Source organism: Stappia sp. P2PMeth1 (assembly GCF_900185735.1).
Classification (GTDB): Bacteria; Pseudomonadota; Alphaproteobacteria; order Rhizobiales; family Stappiaceae; genus Stappia.
Window position 1 is genome coordinate 184,975 of the sequence record NZ_FYAW01000017.1, and the last position, 21,313, is coordinate 206,287.

Consider the following 21,313-nt stretch of genomic DNA (forward strand, 5'->3'; position numbering starts at 1 on the left):
TAAAAACATGAGTGAAATACTCTTGAATTCGCCCCCCCTTCAGGGTAGCTCTCGCGCATCCTCCCTCAGATGCGCGGACAGGTTTCCATGTCTTCCAGGTTCCCCCTTGCCGTTGCCGCCCTTGCGCTGGCGACCGTCGCTCTTTCTCCGGCCCGAGCCGAGCCGACCAGCTACCCGCTGACCCTCGACAATTGCGGCGTCGAGGTCACCTTCACCGCCGCCCCCCAGCGCGCGGTGGCGCTCGGCCAGAACAGCGCCGAGATCCTGCTGCTGCTCGGGCTGGAGGATCGCCTTGCCGCCTCTGCCTTCTGGCCGACCAAGGTGCTGCCCGAACTCGCCGAGGCGAACGAGAAGGTGAAGCTGCTCACCGTCGAGCAGCCGACGCTGGAATCGATCCTGGCCGAGGAGCCCGATTTCGTCGTCGCGCAGCTTCCGCTGCTGCTTGGCCCGGACAGCAAGGTGGCCAAGCGTGAGGATTTCGCCGCACTCGGAATTCCGAGCTACTTGTCTCCGGGTATTTGTAACACGCGCAAGGACACCGGGGATATTTACGGCAGCCGCCAGCAGCTCTGGAACATGGATCTCCTGTTCCAGGAGATCGACGAACTCGCTCGCATCTTCGATGTGGCGGATCGCGGGGCGCAACTGATTGCCGACTTCAAGCGGCGCGAGGCCGACCTGCGCGCCCGCCTCGGCAGCAACCCGGATCTCAGCTTCCTGTTCTGGTTCTCCAGCCCGTCGGTCGCGGACGATGCCTATCTGGGGGGCAAGAACGGCGCCTCCGGCTTCATCGCCGATGTGCTGGGCGGGCGCAACGCCATCACCACCGAGGCCGAATGGCCGACGGTCGGCTGGGAAGGCATCATCGCCGCCGATCCGACCGTGATCGTCGCCGCCTCTCTCGACCGCAACCGCTGGGATCTCGACAAGGCCGAGAACAAGATCGCCTTCCTGAAGGGCGATCCGACCGTCAGCCAGATGGAGGCCGTGCGCCGCGGTTATATCGTGACGATGAACGGCGCGGCGATGAACCCGACCATCCGCACGATCTACGGCGCGGAGGAAGTGGCCGCGCAGCTCGAGGCTCTCGGACTGATCAAGTGAGGACAGCCCTCTCGCGGGCCACCGCGCGGTTCGCACTGCTGCTGTTGGCGTCGCTGGCCGTTCTGGTGCTGGCGGTCGCCACGGCGGTGGGGATCGGCGAGATGCGGATCCCGCTGCGCACCGTCGCGCTTGCCGTCACCAACCAGTTCGGCTGGACCTCGGCCGACATCAGCCGGATCCAGGCCAGCGTGATCTGGGACCTGCGGCTCAGCCGCGCGCTGGTCGCCGCCCTGTGCGGGGCGGGGCTCGCCATGTGCGGCGCCATCTTGCAGTCGCTGCTGCGCAATGCCCTTGCCGAACCCTATGTCCTCGGCATCTCCGCCGGCGCCTCGACCGGGGCCGTGGCGGTGATCATTCTCGGCGTCGGCGCGGGGGCGGTGTCGCTGTCCATGGGCGCCTTTGCCGGCGCGCTCGCCGCCTTCGTCTTCGTCGCGGTGCTGTCCGGCGGCGGGCGGGGCGGCGCCGACCGTACCATCCTGTCGGGCGTCGCCGCGGCGCAGCTCTTCAACGCGCTGACCGCCTATGTGGTGACAACCTCCGGCAATGCCCAGCAGGCGCGGGACGTGATGTTCTGGCTGCTCGGCAGTTTCGGCGGCGTGCGCTGGCCGGAGTTCCAGCTTCTGGCCGTGGTTCTGGTGCTCGGCCTCGCGGTCTGCATCTGGCATGCGCGCGCCCTCGACGCCTTCACCTTCGGCGACGATGCCGCCGCCTCGCTGGGCATCGCGGTCGAGCGGGTCAGGGTGATCCTGTTCGCCGTCACGGCGGTGATAACCGCGACGATCGTCAGCATGGTCGGCTCCATCGGCTTTGTCGGTCTCGTGGTGCCGCATGCCGTGCGCTTCCTCATCGGTCCGGGGCATATGCGGCTGCTGCCCGCCTGCATGATGGTCGGGGCCGTGTTCATGGTTCTCGCCGATATCGTCTCGCGCAGCGTGATGGCGCAGCAGACGCTGCCGATCGGCATCGTCACGGCGCTGGTCGGCGTGCCGTGCTTCTCCCTCATCCTCTACCGGGCGAGGCCGGCGGCATGAGCATACGGGCCGAAAATCTGGTCTGGCGGGTCGGGCGCAAGACCATCGTCGACAATGTCAGCCTGCGCGTCGAACAGGGCAGCGTGCTGGGCCTGCTCGGGCCGAACGGTTCGGGCAAATCCTCGCTGCTGCGGCTGCTGTCGGGGCTGCGCCGTCCCGCCTCCGGCCGGGTGACGCTGGACGATGCCGACATCGCCCACATGGGGCGCCGGCACCTGGCGCGCCGCGTGGCGCTGGTCCAGCAGCACGCCGCGACCGACGTCAACGTCACGGTGGAGGAGGTGGTGCGGCTCGGCCGCACCCCGCATCGCGGGCCCCTGGCGGCCTGGACACCGGCCGACACGCTGGCCGTCGAGACCGCGCTGCAGCAGGTCGACATGGTGGAGTTCCGCCGGGAGCGCTGGCAGAGCCTGTCCGGCGGCGAGCGCCAGCGCGTCCATATCGCCCGGGCGCTCGCGCAGCAGCCGCACGAGCTCTTTCTCGACGAACCGACCAACCATCTCGACATCCAGCATCAGCTCGAACTGATGCGGCTGATCGCCCGGCTCGGCCTGACCAGCATCGTCGCGCTGCACGATCTCAATCACGCGGCGATGTTCTGCGATCGGCTGCTGGTGCTGGACCGGGGCAGGGTGGTTGCCGACGGGACGCCGGCAGAGGTGTTGACGCCCGAGCTTTTGAGCGGCGTCTTCAAGGTGGAATGCGATTTCCATCGCCCCGATGAGCAGACTCTGCACATCCTTTTCAGGAAATAGCCGCAGCTCCAGAACGGTCCTTCGCGCCGGGGAGAGCTTTGCGCGGGGCACTCAGCCTTTCGCGGCGCGGACCCTGCCCGAACCGGCGAGGGCCAGGAAGGCGAAGACCAGCGGCACGAAGGACAGCCACAGGATGGTGTTCCAGCCATAGGCGGTCAGCAGGCCGCCGGACAGGAACGAACCGAAGGCCATGGTGCCGAAGACGATGAAGTCGTTCAGCGACTGCACCCGCGTCTTCTCCTCCGGCCGGTGGCACTCCAGCACCAGCGCGGAGGCGCCGACGAAGCCGAAGTTCCAGCCGACCCCGAGCAGGATCAGCGCCAGCCAGAACTGCGTCACCTCGAGGCCCGTCAGTCCGACGGCGGCCGAGGCGCCGATCAGCGCGAGACCGGCGGCGACGACGGTGGGGGCGCCGAACCGGGCGATCAGGCTGCCGGTGAAGAAGCTCGGGGCATACATGGCGATCACATGCCATTGCAGGCCGAGATTGGCCGATTCCTGCGACAGGCCGCAAAGCTGCATGGCGAGCGGGGCGGCGGTCATCAGGAAGTTCATCAGGAGGTAGGAGACGACGCCGCAGGTCACTGCGATCAGGAAGCGCGGCTGCCGGATGATCAGGGCGAGCGGCCGGCCGCCGCTCCGCTCCTCGGCCGTGGGCATCGGCAGACGGATGCCGGCGAGGATAACCGCCGAGAGTGCCGCCACCGCCGCCTGCGCCAGGAAGGTCGCGGCGAACATGTAGGGCATCCACAGATACATGGTGTGGGTGACCAGTTGCGGCCCGATGACGCCGGCGAACACGCCGCCGGCCATCACCAGCGACAGCGCGCGCGGCCGCTTGTCGGCCGGCACACAGTCGGCGGCGGCGAAGCGGAAGGACAGCACGACGGCCCCATAGGCGCCGCCGAAGAAGGTCGCCGCGCAGAACAGCCAGAACGAGCCGATGACCACGGCGAGGGCCGCCAGCAGGCCGACCAGCACGCCGCAGACGGTTCCCAGCAGGAAGGTCGCCCGGCGCCCATGGCGCTGTGCGATCGCTCCGGCCGGCAGCGTGCAGGCAGCCATGCCGACGACGAAGATGGTGATCGGCAGGGTCGCCAGCGCCGGCGTCGGGGCGAGCATATGGCCGACGATCGCGCCGGTGGCGAAGACGACGACGGAGTTCGCGCCCGCCAGCGCCTGGGCGAGGGCAAGGCGGATGACGTTGGCGCGGCCATGCTCGTAAAGCGGGGGCGAATAGCGGGGAGAGGCGGGGAGAACCGCCGCGGCGTCGGACATGGGCGCGTCAACCTGACTGAAAGAGATCCGGCAAGAGGACGCGGCAGTGCCGCGTCGCCGGCTGCAAGGAGAGTGTCACCTATCGCATAACAGATCGCGAAAGCGAGGAACAGGGATCACGAGTCTAGCACGCGTCTGCCCGCTCGGGGACAAGCCCGCGAGCGGACCGGCCGTCGGGCCCGCTCAGAAGCGGACGGCGACACCCACCCTGCCGCCGGCCGAGGACTGGCCGTCGCCCTCGATGTTGAAGCGCAGCGCCGCGTCGAGGCTCCAGTGGCCGCCATTGCTGAGCGTCAGCCCGGCCCCGACCGAACCGAAGGGACCCGAGCCGCCAAGGCTGGAATAGCCGCCGGTAAGGGCGACGCTCGGGGTCAGCACCAGCGCATCGTCGAGGACGTATTGGCGGGCGAGTTCGGCTCCAAGGCTGACCCGCAACTGCTCGACCGTGAAGCCATCCAGGCCGACGATATCGCCGGCCGCGTTGGTGACGCGGTAGTCGTCCACCTTCTCGGACAGATAGACGGCGCGCAGCTTCGGGGACAGCGTGGTCGTCTCGTCGAGATACCACTGGCCGGAGAGGGCGGTGTCGAACATCCAGCGGCGGGTGTTGAAGCGGCCGTCCCAGAAGGTGGTGTCGATGTCATTGGAGGATCCGCCATACAGCAGGCTGGTGTCCCAGAACACGCCGCGGCCGAGCTCGAACGAGGCATAGGGGCCGACAAGCCAGCCGTCGCCGCTCAGCCTCGAATTGTCGCGGGTCGGATCGCTCATCCGATCATAGTGGAAGGAGAAGCCGATGAGCGCATTCTCCGTCACCAGATAGTCCGCGCCGGCCGAGAACAGCGCGAACGTGCCCCAGCGGTTGTCGTTCTGCTTGCGATTGTGCACGGCGAACGAGCCGTCGACCCAGACGTTGAACACCGAGGTGTCGACACCGAGGCTGCGCTCGATCGCATCGCTCGCCGCGGACATCTGTGCCAGGCTGGTGGCAAAGCCCAGGGTCATGCCGTGCGACGAGGGCTTCATGCGCATGCTGATGACTTCCCGCGCCGTCCGCATCTGCCGCCGCTCGCGCAGGCCCGGTATCCTGATCATGGTGCTGATCAGGTTCTGCCGCGTCTGCACGAAGCCGTAAACCAGACTGTGGATTTCCTTGGCGACGGCGACGGGACTGTAGCCGAGCGTGTAGAGCACGGTCCCAACGTTGGACGTGCCGAGCGAACTGGTCAGCGTGAAGCGGATCGTCACCTGGCCGGAATAGGTCGGGTTGGGCGTGAACTTCAGGTAGAAGCCGACCGGGCCGGGGCCGACCTGGGCGAACTCGCCATGGACGATCTGCGCCGTGCCGGCCGTCGGCGGTTCGACGGCGACGATGGCGGCGGACTCGAACGGCCCGCCTGTCGCACCGCTCACCAGATTGACGTTCGGCGGCGTCGACCCCGCCGGCACGACCACCTCCTTGTCGGTGACCACGACGGTCTGCTCGGTCACGGTCAGCGTATAGGCCGCCGAACCCGTGACGTTGTTGGCATCGCTCGCCTGGATCGTGAAACTGTAGTTGCCTTCGGTGTCGACATCGAGGGGGCCGTTCAACTCGCCGGTCGAGACATTCAGCACCAGGCCGCCGGGCAGGGACCCCGCGATCACGCTGTAGAGATAGGGGCCGGTGCCGCCGCTGGCTGTGATCGCGGCGGTGTAGTCTTCGCCGGCCATCGCTTGAGGCAGGGCGCCCGCCGCCGGGTTCAGCGCGATGACGACGGGGGCTGCATCGACCTGGATCGAGTAGGCAGCGTTGCCGGTGTCGCTGTTGGCATCGGTGGCGGTGACGGTGAAGTTCGCCGTCTCCGCCGTGGTCGGCGTTCCGGTGAGGGCGCCGTTGGAGGCGAGGGTCAGGCCGTCGGGCAGGGCGCCTGCGGTGACCGCATAGGTGTAGGGCGCAGCGCCGCCGGAGGCGGTGAAGGTCTCGGTGTAGCTGGTTCCGACCGTGCCATTGGTCAGGCTGCCGGCGGCGGGGTTCAGCGCGATGACGACGGGGGCTGCATCGACCTGGATCGAGTAGGCGGCATCGCCGGTGTCGCTGTTGGCGTCGGTGGCGGTGACGGTGAAGTTCGCCGTCTCCGCCGTGGTCGGGGTTCCGGTGAGGGCGCCGTTGGAGGCGAGGGTCAGGCCGTCGGGCAGGGCGCCGGCTGTGACCGCATAGGTGTAGGGCGAGGCGCCGCCGGAGGCGGTGAAGGTCTCGGTGTAGCTGGTTCCGACCGTGCCATTGGCGAGGCTGCCGGCGGCCGGGTTCAGCGCGATGACGACGGGGGCTGCATCGATCTGGATCGAGTAGGCGGCATCGCCGGTGTCGCTGTTGGCGTCCGTCGCGGTGACGGTGAAGTTCGCCGTCTCCGCCGTGGTCGGCGTTCCGGTGAGGGCGCCGTTGGAGGCGAGGGTCAGGCCGTCGGGCAGGGCGCCTGCGGTGACCGCATAGGTGTAGGGCGCAGCGCCGCCGGAGGCGGTGAAGGTCTCGGTGTAGCTGGTTCCGACCGTGCCATTGGCGAGGCTGCCGGCGGCGGGATCCAGGGTGATGGTGACCGGAGAACCTTCCGAACAGCTCGCCGTCATCGTCACCGTGGCAGGATCATCTATATAAGCGGGGTCGGACGACTTGTTTAAGTCCACCTGGAGGATAGCATAGCTATTGCCGTCCGAAATCGTATGGGAGCCGCTGTCAGAGAAGTTGCCGACGTAAGTCGAACTTTCTTGCCCCCCCCAATCTCCGTCTCCGACGAAGAAAGAGGCGAAGGTATGGCTGCCTATGACGCCGCTGCCAGTAACCGACCAGGTCAGCGTTTCGCCGTCCGCCAGGTAGTACTCATCGAAGAAAATATGGTGTTTCGCTTCGAGAGAGGCTGAGTTTGTGAAAGTTACTCCGGCACTCCATTCGCTGTTGATCCGCGCGCAGTCGGCCGAGAGCGCGTTGGCGTCGGTCGTGCCGGCGCAAAGGGCGAAACACAGGGTGAGGACCAGGAAAGCGAACTGGCCGAGCCGATGGCCCGCAGCCCCGAGGGCGGCCTGAATGGCCCGCGCGCTACGGCTGCCCGATGACGTATCGGTATTCGGGAAAGCGTGGAATGTCGCCGGCTTCCGCCTGCCTGCCGTGACCGTCACAGCTTCTGTGCCCCGCATGCCCTATCCCTGCCGTTTTGAGGGGATGTCCCTGGATCGCCCCCCGCCTATCGAGCACACCCGCGCCGCTCAGTGCCCGTCGAAATCCCTTGTGCGATGCCGCACCCGGACCGGCATTCGCTGCCGGGCCGGGAGTCGTGAATCGCAAATCCGTCTACAACCTGTCGTTAAGTCAATTTCTTGCGATGTTTCGTTGGCGCGGTCAATGGTTGCAACCACCGACCGCGCTGTTTTCCGGCGGGTGTGACACTACGGCCTGTCGGGGTAGAGGCCGTTGATCATGATGCAATAGCTCATCGCCAGCGACGGCGACTGGTTGGAGAAGGCAACGCCATTGCCGGTATTGCCAGTCGTGACCGCACCGCCGGTGATGCCGGACTGGTACGTGAAGCTGATGGCGCCGTGGCCGGCTGTGCCGGTCAGTTGCACGTCGAGGCCGCTGAGTTCCACGTCTGCGCTAGTGCTTGTGGATGGCGCATAGATGCTTGCAGCCGGAAAGCCTGTTGTGGGCGCTTTGGCGAGATAGGAATTGGCGGAGAGCGTTGGGGTGCCAACCTCATCCTTCGCATTGAGTTTGGCTGAAACGCCCAGCGTGCCGGCATCTGCCGGGACATTGACTGTCTGCTGTCCACCGCCCGTGCCGGTGAACGTTGCCGCGTGGTTGTGCGGCGGCAGGTTGGAGACGTTGAGGGTTGTTGTCTGTGTGCCGGATTGGGCGGCAAATGGCTGCGGGAGCATCCCGGGGCCCGTGCCGTAGTGGAGTATCGCCCGGCCGCGCAGATCGGGGAGACCGAACTGGCCGCTCTGCACGGAGCCGCCATACTGGGTGCCGATCAGGCTGTAGAGGGCCTGATTGCCGTTGATCGCGATCAGCCGCCCGTCGGCCGGCAGCCAGTTTCGTGGGCACCAGTTGAACGCAAAGGCGCAGACGCTGCCGATGTAGGATTCCATGTTGCAGGCCTGTGCCGGCGCCGTGCCCGCGACGAGCAGGCCGCCGCCCAGGCCGAGCGTTCCGGCGATGCTGAGGGCGGAGAGCCCCCGGGCAACGGTACGATGCAGGTGGAGTTTGCCCTTCATGTCAGTCTCCTTCCGATTGCGCGCGGCCCGAATCGTGTCCGCACGGTGCTATGCTGCGCATCGGATTATAGTTTTTCTATCTAAAGTTGGTAAATATAGAACATTATCTCAATAGTTGTAATACGTAGCGTAAGATTGCAAAGCGGGATGCCGCCCTGTGGAGCGGATTTCGGGCGGCATGCTCGCGTGCAAGGCGCTGTCATGCCGCGCCTCGCACCGGGGAGGAGCGGTTGCCAGCCCCTTGGACGCGCGTGCAGTCATGCTTGAGACGGTGCTTGAGGCGGGCGAGGTGTGCGACGGGATGTCGAAAGCTGGCGAATTCGATCGCAAAATCGAGTACACACTCCGTTCCCAGGATGTTCGATACACGTAAAGCAATGAGATATCAGTCAAACAGACTGGCCGTGGCGCCGATGATGGAATGGACCGACCGCAACTGCCGGGCGTTTCATCGTCACCTGAGCGCCCATGCGCTGCTCTATACCGAGATGGTGGCGAGTGCCGCCGTCATTCATGGCGACCGGGAAAAACTGCTTGGCTTCGACGCCATGGAACATCCCGTCGCCTGCCAGCTCGGCGGGTCCGACCCGCGTGAGCTGGCCGAGGCCGCCCGCGTGGTCGAGGGTTTCGGCTATGACGAGGTGAACCTCAATGTCGGCTGTCCGTCCGACCGGGTGCAGTCGGGCCGCTTCGGCGCCTGTCTGATGCGCGAGCCGGAGCTGGTCGCCGAAAGCGTTGCGGCGATGAAGGCGGTGGTCGCCATTCCCGTGACCGTCAAGTGCCGCATCGGCGTCGACGACCAGGACCCGGAAGAGGCGCTCGACCGGGTGGCCGACGCCGTGGTCGCGGCCGGGGTCGATGCGCTGTGGGTGCATGCCCGCAAGGCTTGGCTGAAAGGCCTGTCCCCTAAGGAAAACCGCGATATTCCGCCGCTCGACTACGACCGCGTCTACCGGCTGAAGCAGCGGCTGCCGGACCTTTACATCGGCATCAATGGCGGCATCGCCAATCTCGACGAGGCCGAGGGGCATCTGGAGCGCGTCGACGGGGTGATGCTCGGCCGCGCCGCCTATCACGACCCGTGGCTGCTCGCCGATGTCGACCGGCGCCTGCATGGCGCGGCAAATCCCGTCGCCAGCCGGGAGGAGGCGATCGCCGCCTTCCGGCCGTTCATTCTGGCGCGGCTTGCCGAAGGCAGCCGTCCCAACCAGATCCTGCGGCACATGCTGGGGCTCTATCACGGCGTTGCCGGCGCGCGCGCCTGGCGCCGTCGGCTGACGGTCGATGCGGTGAAACCGGGGGCCGGTATCGAGGTGCTGGACGCGGCCCTTGCCGAGATTGCCGGGGCCGGACTGGACAAACCGGCCGCCGTGGGTCAGTTAGAAACCACGGGGTAGGCGACCGGCTGAGTCCAGCCTGGCCCGTCCTCTCATTCCTTCCCGCGCCGCAGCCAGTGGGGGCTTTCATGGATTTGTCGTCGATCAACGGCGAGGTCATCGGCCTCGCGCTCGCCCTTGTCGCGTCGGGCGCCGTTGCGGGCCTGCTCGCCGGCGTGTTCGGCATTGGCGGCGGCGCGGTGCTGGTGCCGGTGCTCTACCAGTTTCTGACCTGGCTCGGCGTCGACGAGGCGGTGCGGATGCACATTTCGGTGGCGACCTCGCTCGGCATCATCGTGCCGACGTCGATCCGCTCCTTCCTGGCGCACAAGCAGCGCGGCGCGGCGGATATCGACCTGCTGAAGAGCTGGCTGATTCCGGTGCCGGCCGGCGCGGTGGTGGCCAGCCTTGTCGCCGCCTATGTCTCCGGCGACGGGCTCAAGGGCATCTTCGCCGGCATCGCCGTCATCGTCGGCCTGCGCATGCTGTTCAATCGCGAGAGCTGGAAGATCGGCAACGACATTCCCGGCAACCCCGTTCGAGCGATCTGCGGTGGGCTGATCGGCTTTTTCTCGACCCTGATGGGCATCGGCGGCGGCATCATGAACAACACATTCATGACCCTGTTCGGCCGGCCGATCCACCAGGCGGTGGCGACCTCCTCCGGCACCGGCGTGCTGATCTCGATTCCCGGCGTCATCGGCATGATGTGGGCCGGCTGGGGCGCGGCGGGCCTGCCGGCGTTCTCGCTCGGCTATGTCAACATCCTCGGCGTTGCGCTGATCATCCCGATCACCACCTTCGCCGCGCCCTTCGGCGTCAAGATCGCCCACGCGCTGCCGCGCCGCTATCTGGAAATCTTCTTCGGCCTGTTCCTGCTGTCGGTCGCCGCCCGCTTCGCCTGGAGCCTGTGGGGCTGACGCCTTACGGCTCCAGGATCAGCCGGTCGCCCTCGACGCGCCAGCTCCTCAGCCGGTCCATTGCCGACATGCCGAGCAGGCTCGTCTCCAGCGAGCCAGGGCGGGCGACGAAGGCGCGCAGGTCCGTCAAGGCGAAATCGGCGATTTCCAGCCGCTCGAGCCGGATGGTGGCGACCTCGGTACGGCCGTTCGCCGTCGACACCGGAACCGTGTAGGAGAGCGTTCCCGTGTCGATGCCGGCGGCGCGCGCGTCGGCGTCGGTCAGCGTCACCGCCGAGGCGCCGGTGTCGAACAGGAAGTCGACAGGGGCGCCGTTGACCCTGGCGGCAATGCGATAGTGGCTCGACCGGTCGCGGATGATGGTGATGGCCCCCGACTGCGGATCGGTGATCGCCATGCCGGGAACCAGCGTGCCGACGACCCGCCGTCCAACCACCTCAAGCTCGTCGCGCCAGGCATAGCCGGTGATCAGCAGGCCGGCGAGCGCGCCCCAGATCAGCAGGCTGCGCAGCAGGGCAGGCACCTGGCGCGGCGAGGCGAGCATCGAGCCGCCGATGACGACGAGCAGGGCGAGCAGCGCCACGATGCGTGGCCCCGCATCCGAATGGCGGCCATTGTCGCCCGGCATCTCGAAGCCGGCGAGATAGGCGATCACGGCGGCGATCATCACGGCGACGAGCAGGCCGATGACGACGAGGCCGGCGGTTTTTCCGCGAAACATCAACTGACCTCCACAGGGCGCGGTGCACGGTCGGCGAGCACGGCATTGATCGCCCGGCGCTCGGCCTCCGAGAAGCTCGCCCAGCCGGCGATCTCGTCGAGGGTTCTGAGGCAGCCGGTGCACAGGCCGCTTGCCGGGTCGATCCGGCAGACGCGGATGCAGGGGCTGTCGCTGCCGGTCATGTCTCTCGCTGGTCCTGTCGTTGCCGTGTCATTCGTCCCATGTGGGGGATTTCAGCGCTCGGACAAGACCGTGATCGGCATCGCCAGGATCTTCAGCGGGAAGGTCACGGCCGCCTTGGCGGTGTTGCCGACAATATCGATGGGCGTTTCGGTCGGTCCCGATTGCTGCTTCAACTGGAGCGAGCCGAGGGCTTTCTGCAACTCTGGCGCCACCTGGGCGAGTTGCGCGAACTTGCCGTGATTGACCGGGTCGTCACCTTTCACATCGGTCAGGTCGATGACCACTGCGCCGAGCCTCGCCAGTTCCTCTTCGTCGCCATAGGCGCCGAGCCGCTCCCGCCCGCCGGCGATCAGCCTGGAGGCGGCGAGCGCCCGGTCGTCGCGCGAGACGAGGATGATATAGGGGCGCTCGGGCTTGCCGGTGCGGCGCAACTGCGCCTTGAACACGTCGACATCGACATCCGGCGCCGCCATCGCCATCAGCCCGATCTTGTGGGCCGGCAGCGGCTTGCCGGAAATGCGGATCTGCCGCCCGGTCTCCATCAGCACCCAGTTGCCCATGGAATGGGCCAGCACGTTGATCTTTTCCGCGCTGGAGGAGGCCAGCAGCCTCAGGGTCTTCTCGAGGCTGTCGCGGGCGATCGTGGCGCTGTTGGTATCGTAGAGATAGCCGGTGACATCGCCGCTGGAGGCCCAGGTGAACAGCACCGGCACATGCGGCATACCGCTGTCATGCGCCAGTTGCACCGTCCGGTAAAGCGCTTCGGGGAAGCGGGTGTTGTAGCCATGCACGAACAGGAAGACCTCGCGCTGGCCCTTGGGGCGCTTCGCCAGTTGGCGTTCCAGTTCCGCACGGAAGCCGGCGTCGTCGATATAGCCGGCGGAGCGCAGGGTGAAGTCCTTGGCCGGATCCCCTGGCGGCGTGGTCGGCCACTCGATCGATCCCGGCTTGTGATCCGGCGGCACCGAGACCGTGGCAACCGCGTGGTCCAGCGCGTCCGCGCGCTCGCCGCTGAACAGGCTGCCGGGGGTCGTGTCACGGGCACGGGTGGTGGCGACGAGGATCTCGTGCGTCTTTGCGCCCGGCGCCGTGGCGTGGGTGGCCACCAGGCTGCCGGGTCCGGGACGACCGGCACAGGCGGCGAGCATGAGCGCGGTGATCAGGACGAGGACGAGGCGGCCGACAGGAGAAGGCTTGGGCATCGCCGGGGTCGTTCCGTCCCAGGTAAAAGCAATACTCGACACGCCGCAGACCTCACGCTTGCAACCGGGGGGCGGACCTGCCGCAGGCCGGGAGGTCTTTCATAGCAGCTAATGCGGCGAGATGCAGTTACCGCGCAAGGCAGAAGCCGAGCAGCAGGGCAAGGAGCGCGACCTGCTGTGTCGCGCCGAGCACATCTCCCGTGTGGCCGCCGATGCGGGAACGGGCGAGCAATGCCATGCCGGCGGTCGACAGGAGGGCAAGCAGCAGGGCGGCGAGCAGGGCCGGCGCGGGGCGCACCGCCAGTCCGACAAGGAGCGCGGCAAGGCCGACAAGGGCTGCGGCGACAGCGGCGCGCCGGGAAGGTTGGCCGCTGGCAACGGCGAGCCCGTCGCGCCGGGCCGGGGCAAGCGCTGTCCACACGCCGACCATCGCTGAGCGCGAGACGGCCTCGGCAAGGATCAGCAGCAGGGCTGCGGCACCGGCTCCGACCCGCTCCATCAGTGCGGCGAGAAGAACGCTGCGCAGGCTGATGGAGACGATCAGCGCCAGCGTGCCGAAGGCGCCGATGCGGCTGTCCTTCATGATCTCCAGCCGCCGCTCGCGCTGCTGCGCGCCGAAGAAACCGTCCGCGACATCGGCGAGGCCGTCTTCGTGCAGCGCGCCGGTAAGCAGCATCGCGAAGGCGGCGGCCAGCAGGGCGGCGGCCAGCGCGGGGAGATCGGTCAGACTGCAAAGCACCAGCAGCACGGCGGGCGGCAGGGCGAGCAGGGCGCCGGCGATCGGCACCAGCCAGGCGGCGCGGGAGAAGGCGGGAAGCTGCGACGGATCGTCCAGCCGGTTGACCGTCGGCACGGGCACGCGGGAGAAGAAGCGCAGGCAGGCTGCAAGGTCGGCGAGCGATTGCATCAGGACGGTGGCGATCCGGTCGTCCGGCACATCGGCCTCAGGCTTCATTTTTCCCTCATCCGACTTTGCGACCCTGCGCGTGCCGGTTTATAGATCGGCCCCCGCCCGCCGCCAAGATCGCGCGGAGCCCCGATTCCAGCCGGAGTTTCCAGCCCATGTCCCTTTCGCCCTCCGCGCTTCCCTTCGACGACATCCGCAACCTGGTGCGCCAGATGCCCGGACCCGATGAGGAAGCTGTCGCGGAAGTGCGCGCGCGCGACGCGCAACTGACCAAGCCCGCCGGTTCGCTCGGCAAGCTGGAAGAACTCGCCGAATGGCTCGCCGGCTGGAGCGGCCGGGGCCGGCCGAAGGTGAGCCGGCCGGTGGTTGCGATCTTCGCGGCAAATCACGGTGTTGCCAACAGGGGCGTTTCGGCGTTTCCCGCCAGCGTCACCCGGCAGATGGTGGATAATTTCGCAGCCGGTGGCGCCGCGATCAACCAGATCTGCATCGCCCACGATCTCGGCCTGAAGATCTTCGACCTGGCGCTCGACGTGCCGACCCCGGACATCGCCGAGGAGGATGCCTTCGACGAGGCGAACTGCGCCGCGACCATGGCCTTCGGCATGGAAGCGGTCGCCGGCGGCACGGATCTGCTGTGCATCGGCGAGATGGGCATCGCCAACACCACGGTCGCGGCGGCGGTGCTGGCCGGTCTCTTCGGCGGCGCGCCAGGCGACTGGGTGGGGCCGGGCACCGGTGTCGACGCCGAGGGGATGGCGCGCAAGCGCGCCGCTGTCGAGCAGGCCGTCGCCCGGATCGCCGGGACCAGCGATCCGCTGGAGGTGCTGCGCCGCCTCGGCGGGCGCGAGCTTGCCGCCATGGCCGGCGCCGTGCTGGCCGCGCGCCTGCAGCGCACGCCGGTGATCGTCGACGGCTTCGTCGCGACCGCCGCCGTCGCCGTGCTGCATGCGATGGATCCGCGCGCGCTCGATCATTGCCTGTTCGCCCATGTCTCCGCCGAACCGGCGCATCGCATGGCGCTGGAAAAGCTCGGCAAGGCGCCGCTGCTCGATCTCGGCATGCGGCTCGGCGAAGGAACGGGCGCGGCGCTTGCCGCCGGTATCGTCCGCGCCGCCGCGCAGGTGCATGACGGCATGGCGACGTTCGCCGATGCCGGCGTCTCCGGCAAGAGCGAAGAGTGAGCACGAGCGGGCTTCAAAGGGGCGCGACGCGCGCCCGATAGGCGCTCGGCGTCTCGCCGGTGACGCGCAGGAATTCGCGGTTGAAGTTGGACTTGGTGTTGAAGCCGCTGGCCAGCATCGCGGTGGTGACGCTGTCGCCGGCCGCGAGCCGGGCACAGGCGTGGCGGATGCGATAGCCGTTGACATGGCGCGACACGTTCTCGCCTTGCGTCCGGTTGATCGCCGCCGAGAGCTGTTTCATCGGCACGTGCAGGCGGCGGGCGAGGCGGGCGAGCGTCAGATCCGGATCGAGACAGGCGCCGCCGTCGTCAAGCAGCGTGTCGAGACGAGCCATCAACTCCCGGTCGGCCTCGGACTCCTGCAGCGGGTGGATTGGGCGCTCCGGCGGCGCGTCTTCCCCCGCGTCTTCCCCTGGGTCTTCGTCGTCTCCGGGCGCTGCCTCCGGGCGGGCGGCGAGAAGCGCCAGCAGCCCGACGGCGAGCAGCGCCACCGATGAGGTCAGGCTGACGACAACGGGCCGTACCCAGTCTGCGCCCGAAAGCAGCGCGGCGGCGATCGCCGTGTCGCTGGCCGCCGACAGCAGCAGCGAGGCGCCCACCGCCTGCCAGATCCGGCGGGGAAGCGGGCCAGCCTCGAACCGCGCCAGCGGCAGGTCTTCGCGGCCGCGCGCCTGCAGCAGGATCGCCGCCCCGTAGCCGGCATAGAGGGCGACGAGCGCAGCATCGGGAAGCCAGTGCAGCGCGCCGTGACCAAGCGGAACCGAGAGGGCGGCGGCGAGCGGCGCCAACACATGCGGCAGATCGCGCGGCACGGCCGGCGCGCGGATCGCCGCCTGGCGGAAGGCGAGATAGGCGAGCGGCGGAACAAGGGACGCGGTGACCGGCAGCACCGGTTGCAGCGCGCCGATGCCGTAGTGCTGAACCAGCGAGATCAGGGTTCCCTGAAGCGCGGCCGCTCCCAGCAGCGCCGGAAACAGCGAGGGACCGTCCTTCAACAGCAGGAAGCGGCTGGCGAGAAAGGCCAGCACGAGGGCGACGGCAAGCGGGATCGGCAGAACGAGCATGGAGGACCTTGAGGAACCGCAACAGGCGACGGACAGGCGCGTGTGTGGTGCACTATCCGGTTCCAGTCGTCCTCGATCCGGTTCGAGGACGCAAGAGCGGGCCGCCCGCGGCATTCGGGTCTCGTTGCCAACCCCTTGGAGATCCTGCAATGAAACACCTCGTCCTCGCCGCCCTGCTTGCCGCTCTGGTCCCGGCGCCTCCCGTTGCGGCAGAATCGGCGGTGCTTGAACTTCCCGGCTTCGACCGGATGGACGTTCCGGCCCGCCACCGCGCCCTGCCGCTCGCCGCATCGCTCTGGTATCCGGCCGGCCGCGCCACCTACCGGGCCGTCATCGGCGAGAATGCTCTCTTTACCGGGGTGCCGGCCTTTGTCGGCGCAGCGGTGGCCGAAGGGCGGTATCCGCTGGTGTTGCTGTCGCATGGCTCCGGCGGGGCGATGGAGGGGCTTGCCTGGCTGTCGGCGCGCCTTGCCGCGCAAGGTGCCATCGTGCTGGCGGTGAACCACCCCGGCACGACATCAGGCGATTCCTCGCCGCGCCGGACCATGCGACTGGCGCCGCGTGCCGCCGATCTGGGCGCCGCCCTGGAGGCCGTGCTCGGCGACCCGCAATTCGCGCCGCATATCGACCGGGGGCGCATTTCGGCCCTCGGCTTCTCGCTCGGCGGGACCACGGTCCTGGGTCTCGCCGGCATTCGCTTCGACGCCGAAGCCTTCGCCGACTATTGCCGCGAGGCCGGAGACGAGGCGGCCGGTTGCGACTTCCTGGCGAAGGGCGGCGTGCGGCTCGATGCGTTGCCCGAAGCGTTCTCGGCGGACATGCGGGACCTGCGCGTTTCCGCCGCTGTCTCGGTCGATCCCGGTTTCACCCATGCGGCGGTAGAGGACAGCCTTGCCGGCGTCCGGGTTCCGCTGCTCTTCATCAATCTCGGCGAGGAGGACCGCTGGCCGGGTGTGGATGTCGGTCCGCAGGGCAGCGGCCTTGCCGCGCGGGTCGCGGGCGCACGCCATGTGGCGGTGGCGCCGGCGTGGCACTTCAGCTTCCTCGGCCTGTGCAAGGACGGCGGGGCGGAACTGCTGAGAAAGTGGGAGGACGATCCGATCTGCGACGATCCGCGCGGGAGCGACCGGGCAACGGTGCATGAGGAGATCGTCGGGATCGTGGCGGACTTTCTCGGACTGTCCGGGGCGGCCGCCAAATAGAACGGATGGGCTCGCGAGGCGGCGGCGCGGGCTGCCGCCTCAGGAAGCCTTGCGCACCATCATGCGGCGGGCGGCGCTGCGGCGCGGGTCGGCGCCGCTGCCGGCCGCCTCTTCCAGCGCCGGCATGGCTTCGAGCACGCGCGAGGCGGGGAAGGTGACGATCACCTCCGTGCCCTCGCGCAGCTTCGAGCGCAGCTCGAACTTGCCGCCATGCATCTGCACCAGCGCCTGGACGATGGACAGGCCGAGGCCGGTGCCTTCCTCGGCGCTCTTGATGGCGATGGCGCCCTGACCGAAGGCCTGCATGACGACGGGGATCTCTTCCTCGGGAATGCCCGGACCGTTGTCGCGGATCGAGATGTATTGCCCCCCGCCGGCGGTCCAGCCGGCCTTGATATGCACCTCGCCGCCCGAGGGCGTGAACTTCACTGCATTCGACATCAGGTTGAGGATGACCTGGCGCACGGCCCGCTCGTCGATCCACAGCTTCGGCAGGTCGACCTCATAGGCTTCCGTGATGGTGATGTTCTTCTTGCGCGCGCGGATCGCCATCATGTGCTTGCAGTCGTCGAGGAGTTCGGCCAATGGCACGGCCTCCTCGCTAAGCTCGTAGCGGCCCGCCTCGATGCGCGAGAGATCGAGGATTTCGTTGATCAGGTTCAGAAGGTGCTGGCCGGAATTGTGGATGTCGGACGCATACTCGCGATAGGTCTCGTTCTCCATCGGGCCGAGAAGCTGGTTCTTCATGACCTCGGAAAAGCCGAGAATGGCGTTGAGCGGCGTGCGCAGCTCGTGGCTCATCGTGGCGAGGAACCGCGACTTGGCGAGATTGGCTTCCTCGGCGCGCCGCCGCGCCTCGTCGGAAATGGCGTTGGCCTGTTCCAGCTCGGAGATGAGGTGGTCCTTCTCGGCCCGGAAGGCCAGCATCGTCGCGGTGGAGACGTGGAGCTGGTTGCCGAGCATCAGGAAGAAGCCTTGCGCGCCGATGGCCATCGCCATCATCGCGTAGTGGATCGCCGTCTGCTGGTTGAGGAAGGAGACGACGATCGCCAGGGTGATCGGCAGCGTGCCGGCGAGCAGGGCGCGCGGCAGGCTCGCCGACAGCATGGTCAGCATGGCGATGACGATCAGCATCGTCGCGAACTGGAAGATCTCCGAGCCGTCATGGCCCGGCGCCGTCGACTGCAGCAGGAAGAACCCCGCCCAGGACAGGCCGTAGAGCATGTCGCCGATGATCATCTGGCGGCGCCAGCGTGGCAGGTCCGCCTCCGCCGGCGCCTCGCGCTCGAAGCGGCGGCAGGCCATCAGCAGCAGGACATGGGCGATGACGGTGAAGACGAGCCAGCCGATGACCAGGTCGATCCGCATCCATAGCAGCGAGATGCTGCCGACGATCAACGCGAACAGCGGCAGCGCCAGGGCGGCGCTGAGCCGGTTCTTGGCGAAGGTGAGCAACAGCTCGTATTCGAAGTTGGGAGCAGCGCCGTCGGAGCTGGACAGCCGCTCGCGGACGTTGCGCACGGTCTTCGCCACGTCGCGCCGTCGCCGGGCGCGCTCGCTGTTGAGGGCCGTTTTCGCCTCGCTGCTGGTGGTGTCCTGCGCGGCCATGTGGTTCTGTGACCTGGTTGCCGGAAGCTTGTCCGGTTGGATCGAAACAGGGCCAGTGTGGTGACCAACCCTTAATATCCGCCTCAAGGACGTGGTTAACCAAACGTCACGGCCCTACATGGACAGCGTCGAAACTGCCGGGGCGGGCAAGGAGAGCGGATGACGGCGGGAAGCGGACCATGGCTCGATGGGCTTGCGCGCGAAATCGCCGCCTGCCGGGCCTGCGTCAGCGCGCCGGTGGGACGGCCGCTGCCGCACGAGCCGAGGCCCGTCTGCGTGATGTCGTCGACCGCACGCATCGCCATCTGCGGCCAGGCGCCGGGCACGCGTGTGCATGCAAGCGGTCGCCCGTTCACCGACCCGAGCGGGGACCGGCTGCGCGAATGGATGGGCATTGGCGAGGACATTTTCTACGACGCCCGGCAGATCGCCATCGTGCCGATGGGCTTTTGTTTTCCCGGCGTCGACGACAAGGGCGGCGACCTGCCGCCGCGCCGCGAATGCCGGCGGATCTGGCACGACCGGGTGTTTGCCGCGATGCCGCAACTGCGGCTCAAGCTGGTGATCGGCAGCTATGCGCAGGCCTACCATCTCGGCCCTCACCGTCGCGGCTCGGTGCGCGAGACAGTCGCCGCGTGGCGGGAGATTCTGGAGGCAACGCGGGCCGAGGGCGTGGCGGCGCTGGCCCTGCCGCATCCGTCGTGGCGCAACAATGCCTGGCTGAAGCGCAATCCGTGGTTCGAAGAGGCGTGCCTGCCGGTGCTGAGGGCGGAGGTGACACGGTTTCTCGAGGGCTGAAAGGGCTCCCGCACCGGCCGGCCTGGCGACGGCAGGCGGCGCGTCGTCGAGGTGGGAGTTGACACTGACGAGAAAACGCGGCAAGCGACGGGGGAATGAAAATTGGAAGAAAAATCCAACATTTCTCAGGATCATGCGGTTTGAAGAAATTTCAATTCGTCTGATGCGATATGTTGGAAAATGAATCCAGATAACCCTCAAGTCGACGAGCCAGACCGCCATGATCGACCGTATCGACAGACGCATCCTTTCGATCCTCCAGGAGGATTGCACCATCCCGGTCGCCGAAATCGGTCGCCGCGTCGGGCTCTCCACGACGCCGTGCTGGCGTCGCATCCAGAAACTGGAGGAGGATGGGGTCATCCAGCGCCGGGTGGCGATCCTCGATCCGAAGAAGATCAATGTGAAGGTCACGGCCTTCGTGGCGATCACCACCTCGCGGCACAATGACGACTGGCTGCGCAAGTTCGCCGACGTCATCTCCGAGTTTCCCGAAGTGGTGGAGTTCTACCGGATGGCCGGACAGGTCGATTACCTGTTGCGGGTGGCGGTGCCCGACATCGAGGCCTACGATGCCTTCTACAAGCGGTTGATCGCCAAGATCGACATTTCCGATGTCTCCACTTCTTTCGCGATGGAGCAGATCAAGTCGACGAGCCAGCTTCCGCTCAGCTATGTCCAGACGGAGAAGCCGCGCGCCGAGCGGGACGAGCAATAGGCGCGCCAGCACGGGAGGCGACGCATGGGAACGCAATCGCAAGGACTGGGGCCGGCATGGCGATGGCGGCTGGCTGCCGGCCTGATGGCGTGCGCCATCTCTGCCCCGGCGATGGCGGCCGACGGGCCGCAGATCCGTCAGGTCGAGCGAGCATACGAAGATGTCCGCTTCGACCTGGAGAACGCGATCATCAATCGCGGCCTTGTCATCGACCATGTCTCCAATGTCGGCGAGATGCTCGCTCGCACCGGCGCCGACGTGGGATCGCAGACGGAGGTCTTCGTGAGTGCCGAAGCGATGCTGTTCTGCTCCGCCCGCCTGTCGCGCGCGGCGATGGAGGCGGCGCCGGAAAACGTCGCCTTCTGCCCCTATTCGGTGTTCCTCTATGAGACGCCGGATGCGCCCGGCACGGTCTCCGTCGGTTATCGCCCGCTTCCTGAAGCGGGCAGCGAGGCATCGCGGGCGGCCATCGCCGAGGTGAACGCGCTGCTCGCCGGCATCGTCGAGGAAGCAAGCGGCGAGTGAGCCGTCTGGCGCGGACGCCAAGCATGGCTCACCTCGTTTGGCCCTGTCTCAGGTGCTCTCGCCGACCTTCGGCCAATAGGTGCCGAAGCACCAGACATTGTCCTCGGGGTCGCGGCAGATGAACTCGCGGCTGCCGTAATCGCGGGTGACGATGGGTTCGACGATCGTGGCTCCGGCTTTCTCGGCGCGGGCGAAGGCCGCATCGATGTCCTCGACCGCGATGTAGAGGGTCTTTCCGGCCGGTCCGTCCGGCTGGCCGACGATCTGCGCGAAATCGTCGTCGCGGGCCTGCCCCAGCATCAGGATGGAACTGCCGAGCGCGAGCTCGGCATGGGCGATCGTGCCGTCCGGTGCCTCGTGACAGGCGTGGACGGTAAAGCCGAAAGCCGCCTGCAGCCACTCGACCATCTGGCGGGCGTTGCCGAAGCGAAGGGCAGGGAAGATGCAGGGGGCAGGGCGCGTTGTCATGGATCACCTTTGTCCTCGTTGC

General features: G+C 67.5%; 20 protein-coding genes. 10 read left to right on the forward strand and 10 right to left on the reverse strand.

All coding sequences use genetic code 11. The features are described 5' to 3' along the window. Window positions 1-87: 87 nt before the first annotated feature. Genes P2PM1_RS25440 through P2PM1_RS09815 form a run of 3 tightly spaced genes read left to right on the forward strand, consistent with a single transcriptional unit; the run spans window position 88 to window position 2,890 of the window. Window positions 88-1,104 (forward strand): ABC transporter substrate-binding protein, encoded by a 1,017-nt coding sequence (locus P2PM1_RS25440; RefSeq protein WP_244301457.1) that lies wholly within the window; start codon window positions 88-90, stop codon window positions 1,102-1,104. After that, entirely contained in the window at window positions 1,101-2,135 is a 1,035-nt protein-coding gene (locus P2PM1_RS09810; RefSeq protein ID WP_244301458.1) for an iron ABC transporter permease, read from the forward strand. The genes P2PM1_RS25440 and P2PM1_RS09810 overlap by 4 nt, the downstream gene beginning before the upstream one ends. Next, the gene (locus tag P2PM1_RS09815) at window positions 2,132-2,890 is read left to right on the forward strand and encodes an ABC transporter ATP-binding protein (RefSeq protein WP_186398938.1); all 759 of its coding nucleotides are present in this window, start codon (window positions 2,132-2,134) and stop codon (window positions 2,888-2,890) included. The genes P2PM1_RS09810 and P2PM1_RS09815 overlap by 4 nt, the downstream gene beginning before the upstream one ends. Window positions 2,891-2,941: 51 nt before the next feature. Here P2PM1_RS09815 and P2PM1_RS09820 read toward each other — a convergent pair whose 3' ends face one another. From P2PM1_RS09820 to P2PM1_RS09830, 3 genes are all read right to left on the reverse strand, one after another. Beyond that, window positions 2,942-4,168 (reverse strand): MFS transporter, encoded by a 1,227-nt coding sequence (locus P2PM1_RS09820; protein WP_186398939.1) that lies wholly within the window; start codon window positions 4,166-4,168, stop codon window positions 2,942-2,944. A 183-nt stretch (window positions 4,169-4,351) separates the two neighbouring features. Then, on the reverse strand, window positions 4,352-6,775 hold the full coding sequence (locus P2PM1_RS09825; protein ID WP_244301468.1) for a putative Ig domain-containing protein: 2,424 nt from the start codon (window positions 6,773-6,775) through the stop codon (window positions 4,352-4,354). Window positions 6,776-7,588: 813 nt separating this feature from the next. Then, window positions 7,589-8,416 carry a phage tail protein gene (locus tag P2PM1_RS09830; RefSeq protein WP_186398941.1) on the reverse strand — a complete coding sequence of 276 codons (828 nt, stop codon included), beginning with the start codon at window positions 8,414-8,416 and terminating at the stop codon, window positions 7,589-7,591. Window positions 8,417-8,793: 377 nt separating this feature from the next. Here P2PM1_RS09830 and dusA point away from each other — a divergent pair, with 377 nt between their 5' ends. Both dusA and P2PM1_RS09840 read left to right on the forward strand, forming a co-directional pair. Beyond that, window positions 8,794-9,813, forward strand: coding sequence for a tRNA dihydrouridine(20/20a) synthase DusA (gene dusA / locus P2PM1_RS09835; RefSeq protein ID WP_186398942.1), 1,020 nt, complete (start codon window positions 8,794-8,796; stop codon window positions 9,811-9,813). 68 nt (window positions 9,814-9,881) lie between these two features. Beyond that, window positions 9,882-10,712 carry a sulfite exporter TauE/SafE family protein gene (locus tag P2PM1_RS09840; RefSeq protein ID WP_186398943.1) on the forward strand — a complete coding sequence of 277 codons (831 nt, stop codon included), beginning with the start codon at window positions 9,882-9,884 and terminating at the stop codon, window positions 10,710-10,712. A gap of 4 nt (window positions 10,713-10,716) precedes the next feature. On the opposite strand, the gene P2PM1_RS09845 is transcribed toward P2PM1_RS09840, so the two are convergent. The 4 genes from P2PM1_RS09845 to cobS form a co-directional block, all read right to left on the reverse strand. After that, a complete protein-coding gene (locus P2PM1_RS09845; protein ID WP_186398944.1) occupies window positions 10,717-11,433 on the reverse strand; it encodes a TIGR02281 family clan AA aspartic protease in 717 nt (238 codons plus the stop codon). Then, the gene (locus P2PM1_RS09850; protein ID WP_186389640.1) at window positions 11,433-11,615 is read right to left on the reverse strand and encodes a DUF1289 domain-containing protein; all 183 of its coding nucleotides are present in this window, start codon (window positions 11,613-11,615) and stop codon (window positions 11,433-11,435) included. The genes P2PM1_RS09845 and P2PM1_RS09850 overlap by 1 nt, the downstream gene beginning before the upstream one ends. A gap of 51 nt (window positions 11,616-11,666) precedes the next feature. Then, window positions 11,667-12,818, reverse strand: a complete 1,152-nt coding sequence (locus tag P2PM1_RS09855; protein WP_186398945.1) for an alpha/beta hydrolase — start codon at window positions 12,816-12,818, stop codon at window positions 11,667-11,669. 127 nt (window positions 12,819-12,945) lie between these two features. Continuing rightward, entirely contained in the window at window positions 12,946-13,773 is an 828-nt protein-coding gene (gene cobS, locus P2PM1_RS09860; RefSeq protein WP_244301459.1) for an adenosylcobinamide-GDP ribazoletransferase, read from the reverse strand. A gap of 107 nt (window positions 13,774-13,880) precedes the next feature. On the opposite strand from cobS, the gene cobT reads away from it, so the two are divergent. Then, entirely contained in the window at window positions 13,881-14,909 is a 1,029-nt protein-coding gene (cobT, locus tag P2PM1_RS09865) for a nicotinate-nucleotide--dimethylbenzimidazole phosphoribosyltransferase (protein ID WP_186398946.1), read from the forward strand. Window positions 14,910-14,922: 13 nt separating this feature from the next. Here cobT and P2PM1_RS09870 read toward each other — a convergent pair whose 3' ends face one another. Continuing rightward, window positions 14,923-15,972: a helix-turn-helix domain-containing protein gene (locus P2PM1_RS09870; protein WP_186398947.1), complete on the reverse strand. Its 1,050-nt coding sequence runs from the start codon at window positions 15,970-15,972 to the stop codon at window positions 14,923-14,925. A gap of 149 nt (window positions 15,973-16,121) precedes the next feature. On the opposite strand from P2PM1_RS09870, the gene P2PM1_RS09875 reads away from it, so the two are divergent. Then, window positions 16,122-17,174 carry a hypothetical protein gene (locus P2PM1_RS09875; protein WP_186398948.1) on the forward strand — a complete coding sequence of 351 codons (1,053 nt, stop codon included), beginning with the start codon at window positions 16,122-16,124 and terminating at the stop codon, window positions 17,172-17,174. Window positions 17,175-17,213: 39 nt separating this feature from the next. On the opposite strand, the gene P2PM1_RS09880 is transcribed toward P2PM1_RS09875, so the two are convergent. Continuing rightward, window positions 17,214-18,782 (reverse strand): HAMP domain-containing sensor histidine kinase, encoded by a 1,569-nt coding sequence (locus P2PM1_RS09880; RefSeq protein WP_186398949.1) that lies wholly within the window; start codon window positions 18,780-18,782, stop codon window positions 17,214-17,216. Between the two features lie 159 nt (window positions 18,783-18,941). On the opposite strand from P2PM1_RS09880, the gene P2PM1_RS09885 reads away from it, so the two are divergent. The 3 genes from P2PM1_RS09885 to P2PM1_RS09895 all read left to right on the forward strand — a co-directional run bounded on the left by P2PM1_RS09885 (window position 18,942) and on the right by P2PM1_RS09895 (window position 20,823). Then, a complete protein-coding gene (locus P2PM1_RS09885) occupies window positions 18,942-19,580 on the forward strand; it encodes a uracil-DNA glycosylase family protein (RefSeq protein WP_186398950.1) in 639 nt (212 codons plus the stop codon). A 223-nt stretch (window positions 19,581-19,803) separates the two neighbouring features. Beyond that, on the forward strand, window positions 19,804-20,298 hold the full coding sequence (locus P2PM1_RS09890) for an Lrp/AsnC family transcriptional regulator (RefSeq protein WP_186390083.1): 495 nt from the start codon (window positions 19,804-19,806) through the stop codon (window positions 20,296-20,298). Between the two features lie 24 nt (window positions 20,299-20,322). Further along, window positions 20,323-20,823, forward strand: coding sequence for a DUF302 domain-containing protein (locus tag P2PM1_RS09895; RefSeq protein ID WP_186398951.1), 501 nt, complete (start codon window positions 20,323-20,325; stop codon window positions 20,821-20,823). A 48-nt stretch (window positions 20,824-20,871) separates the two neighbouring features. Here P2PM1_RS09895 and P2PM1_RS09900 read toward each other — a convergent pair whose 3' ends face one another. Further along, a complete protein-coding gene (locus tag P2PM1_RS09900; protein ID WP_186389633.1) occupies window positions 20,872-21,291 on the reverse strand; it encodes a VOC family protein in 420 nt (139 codons plus the stop codon). Window positions 21,292-21,313 lie beyond the last annotated feature (22 nt).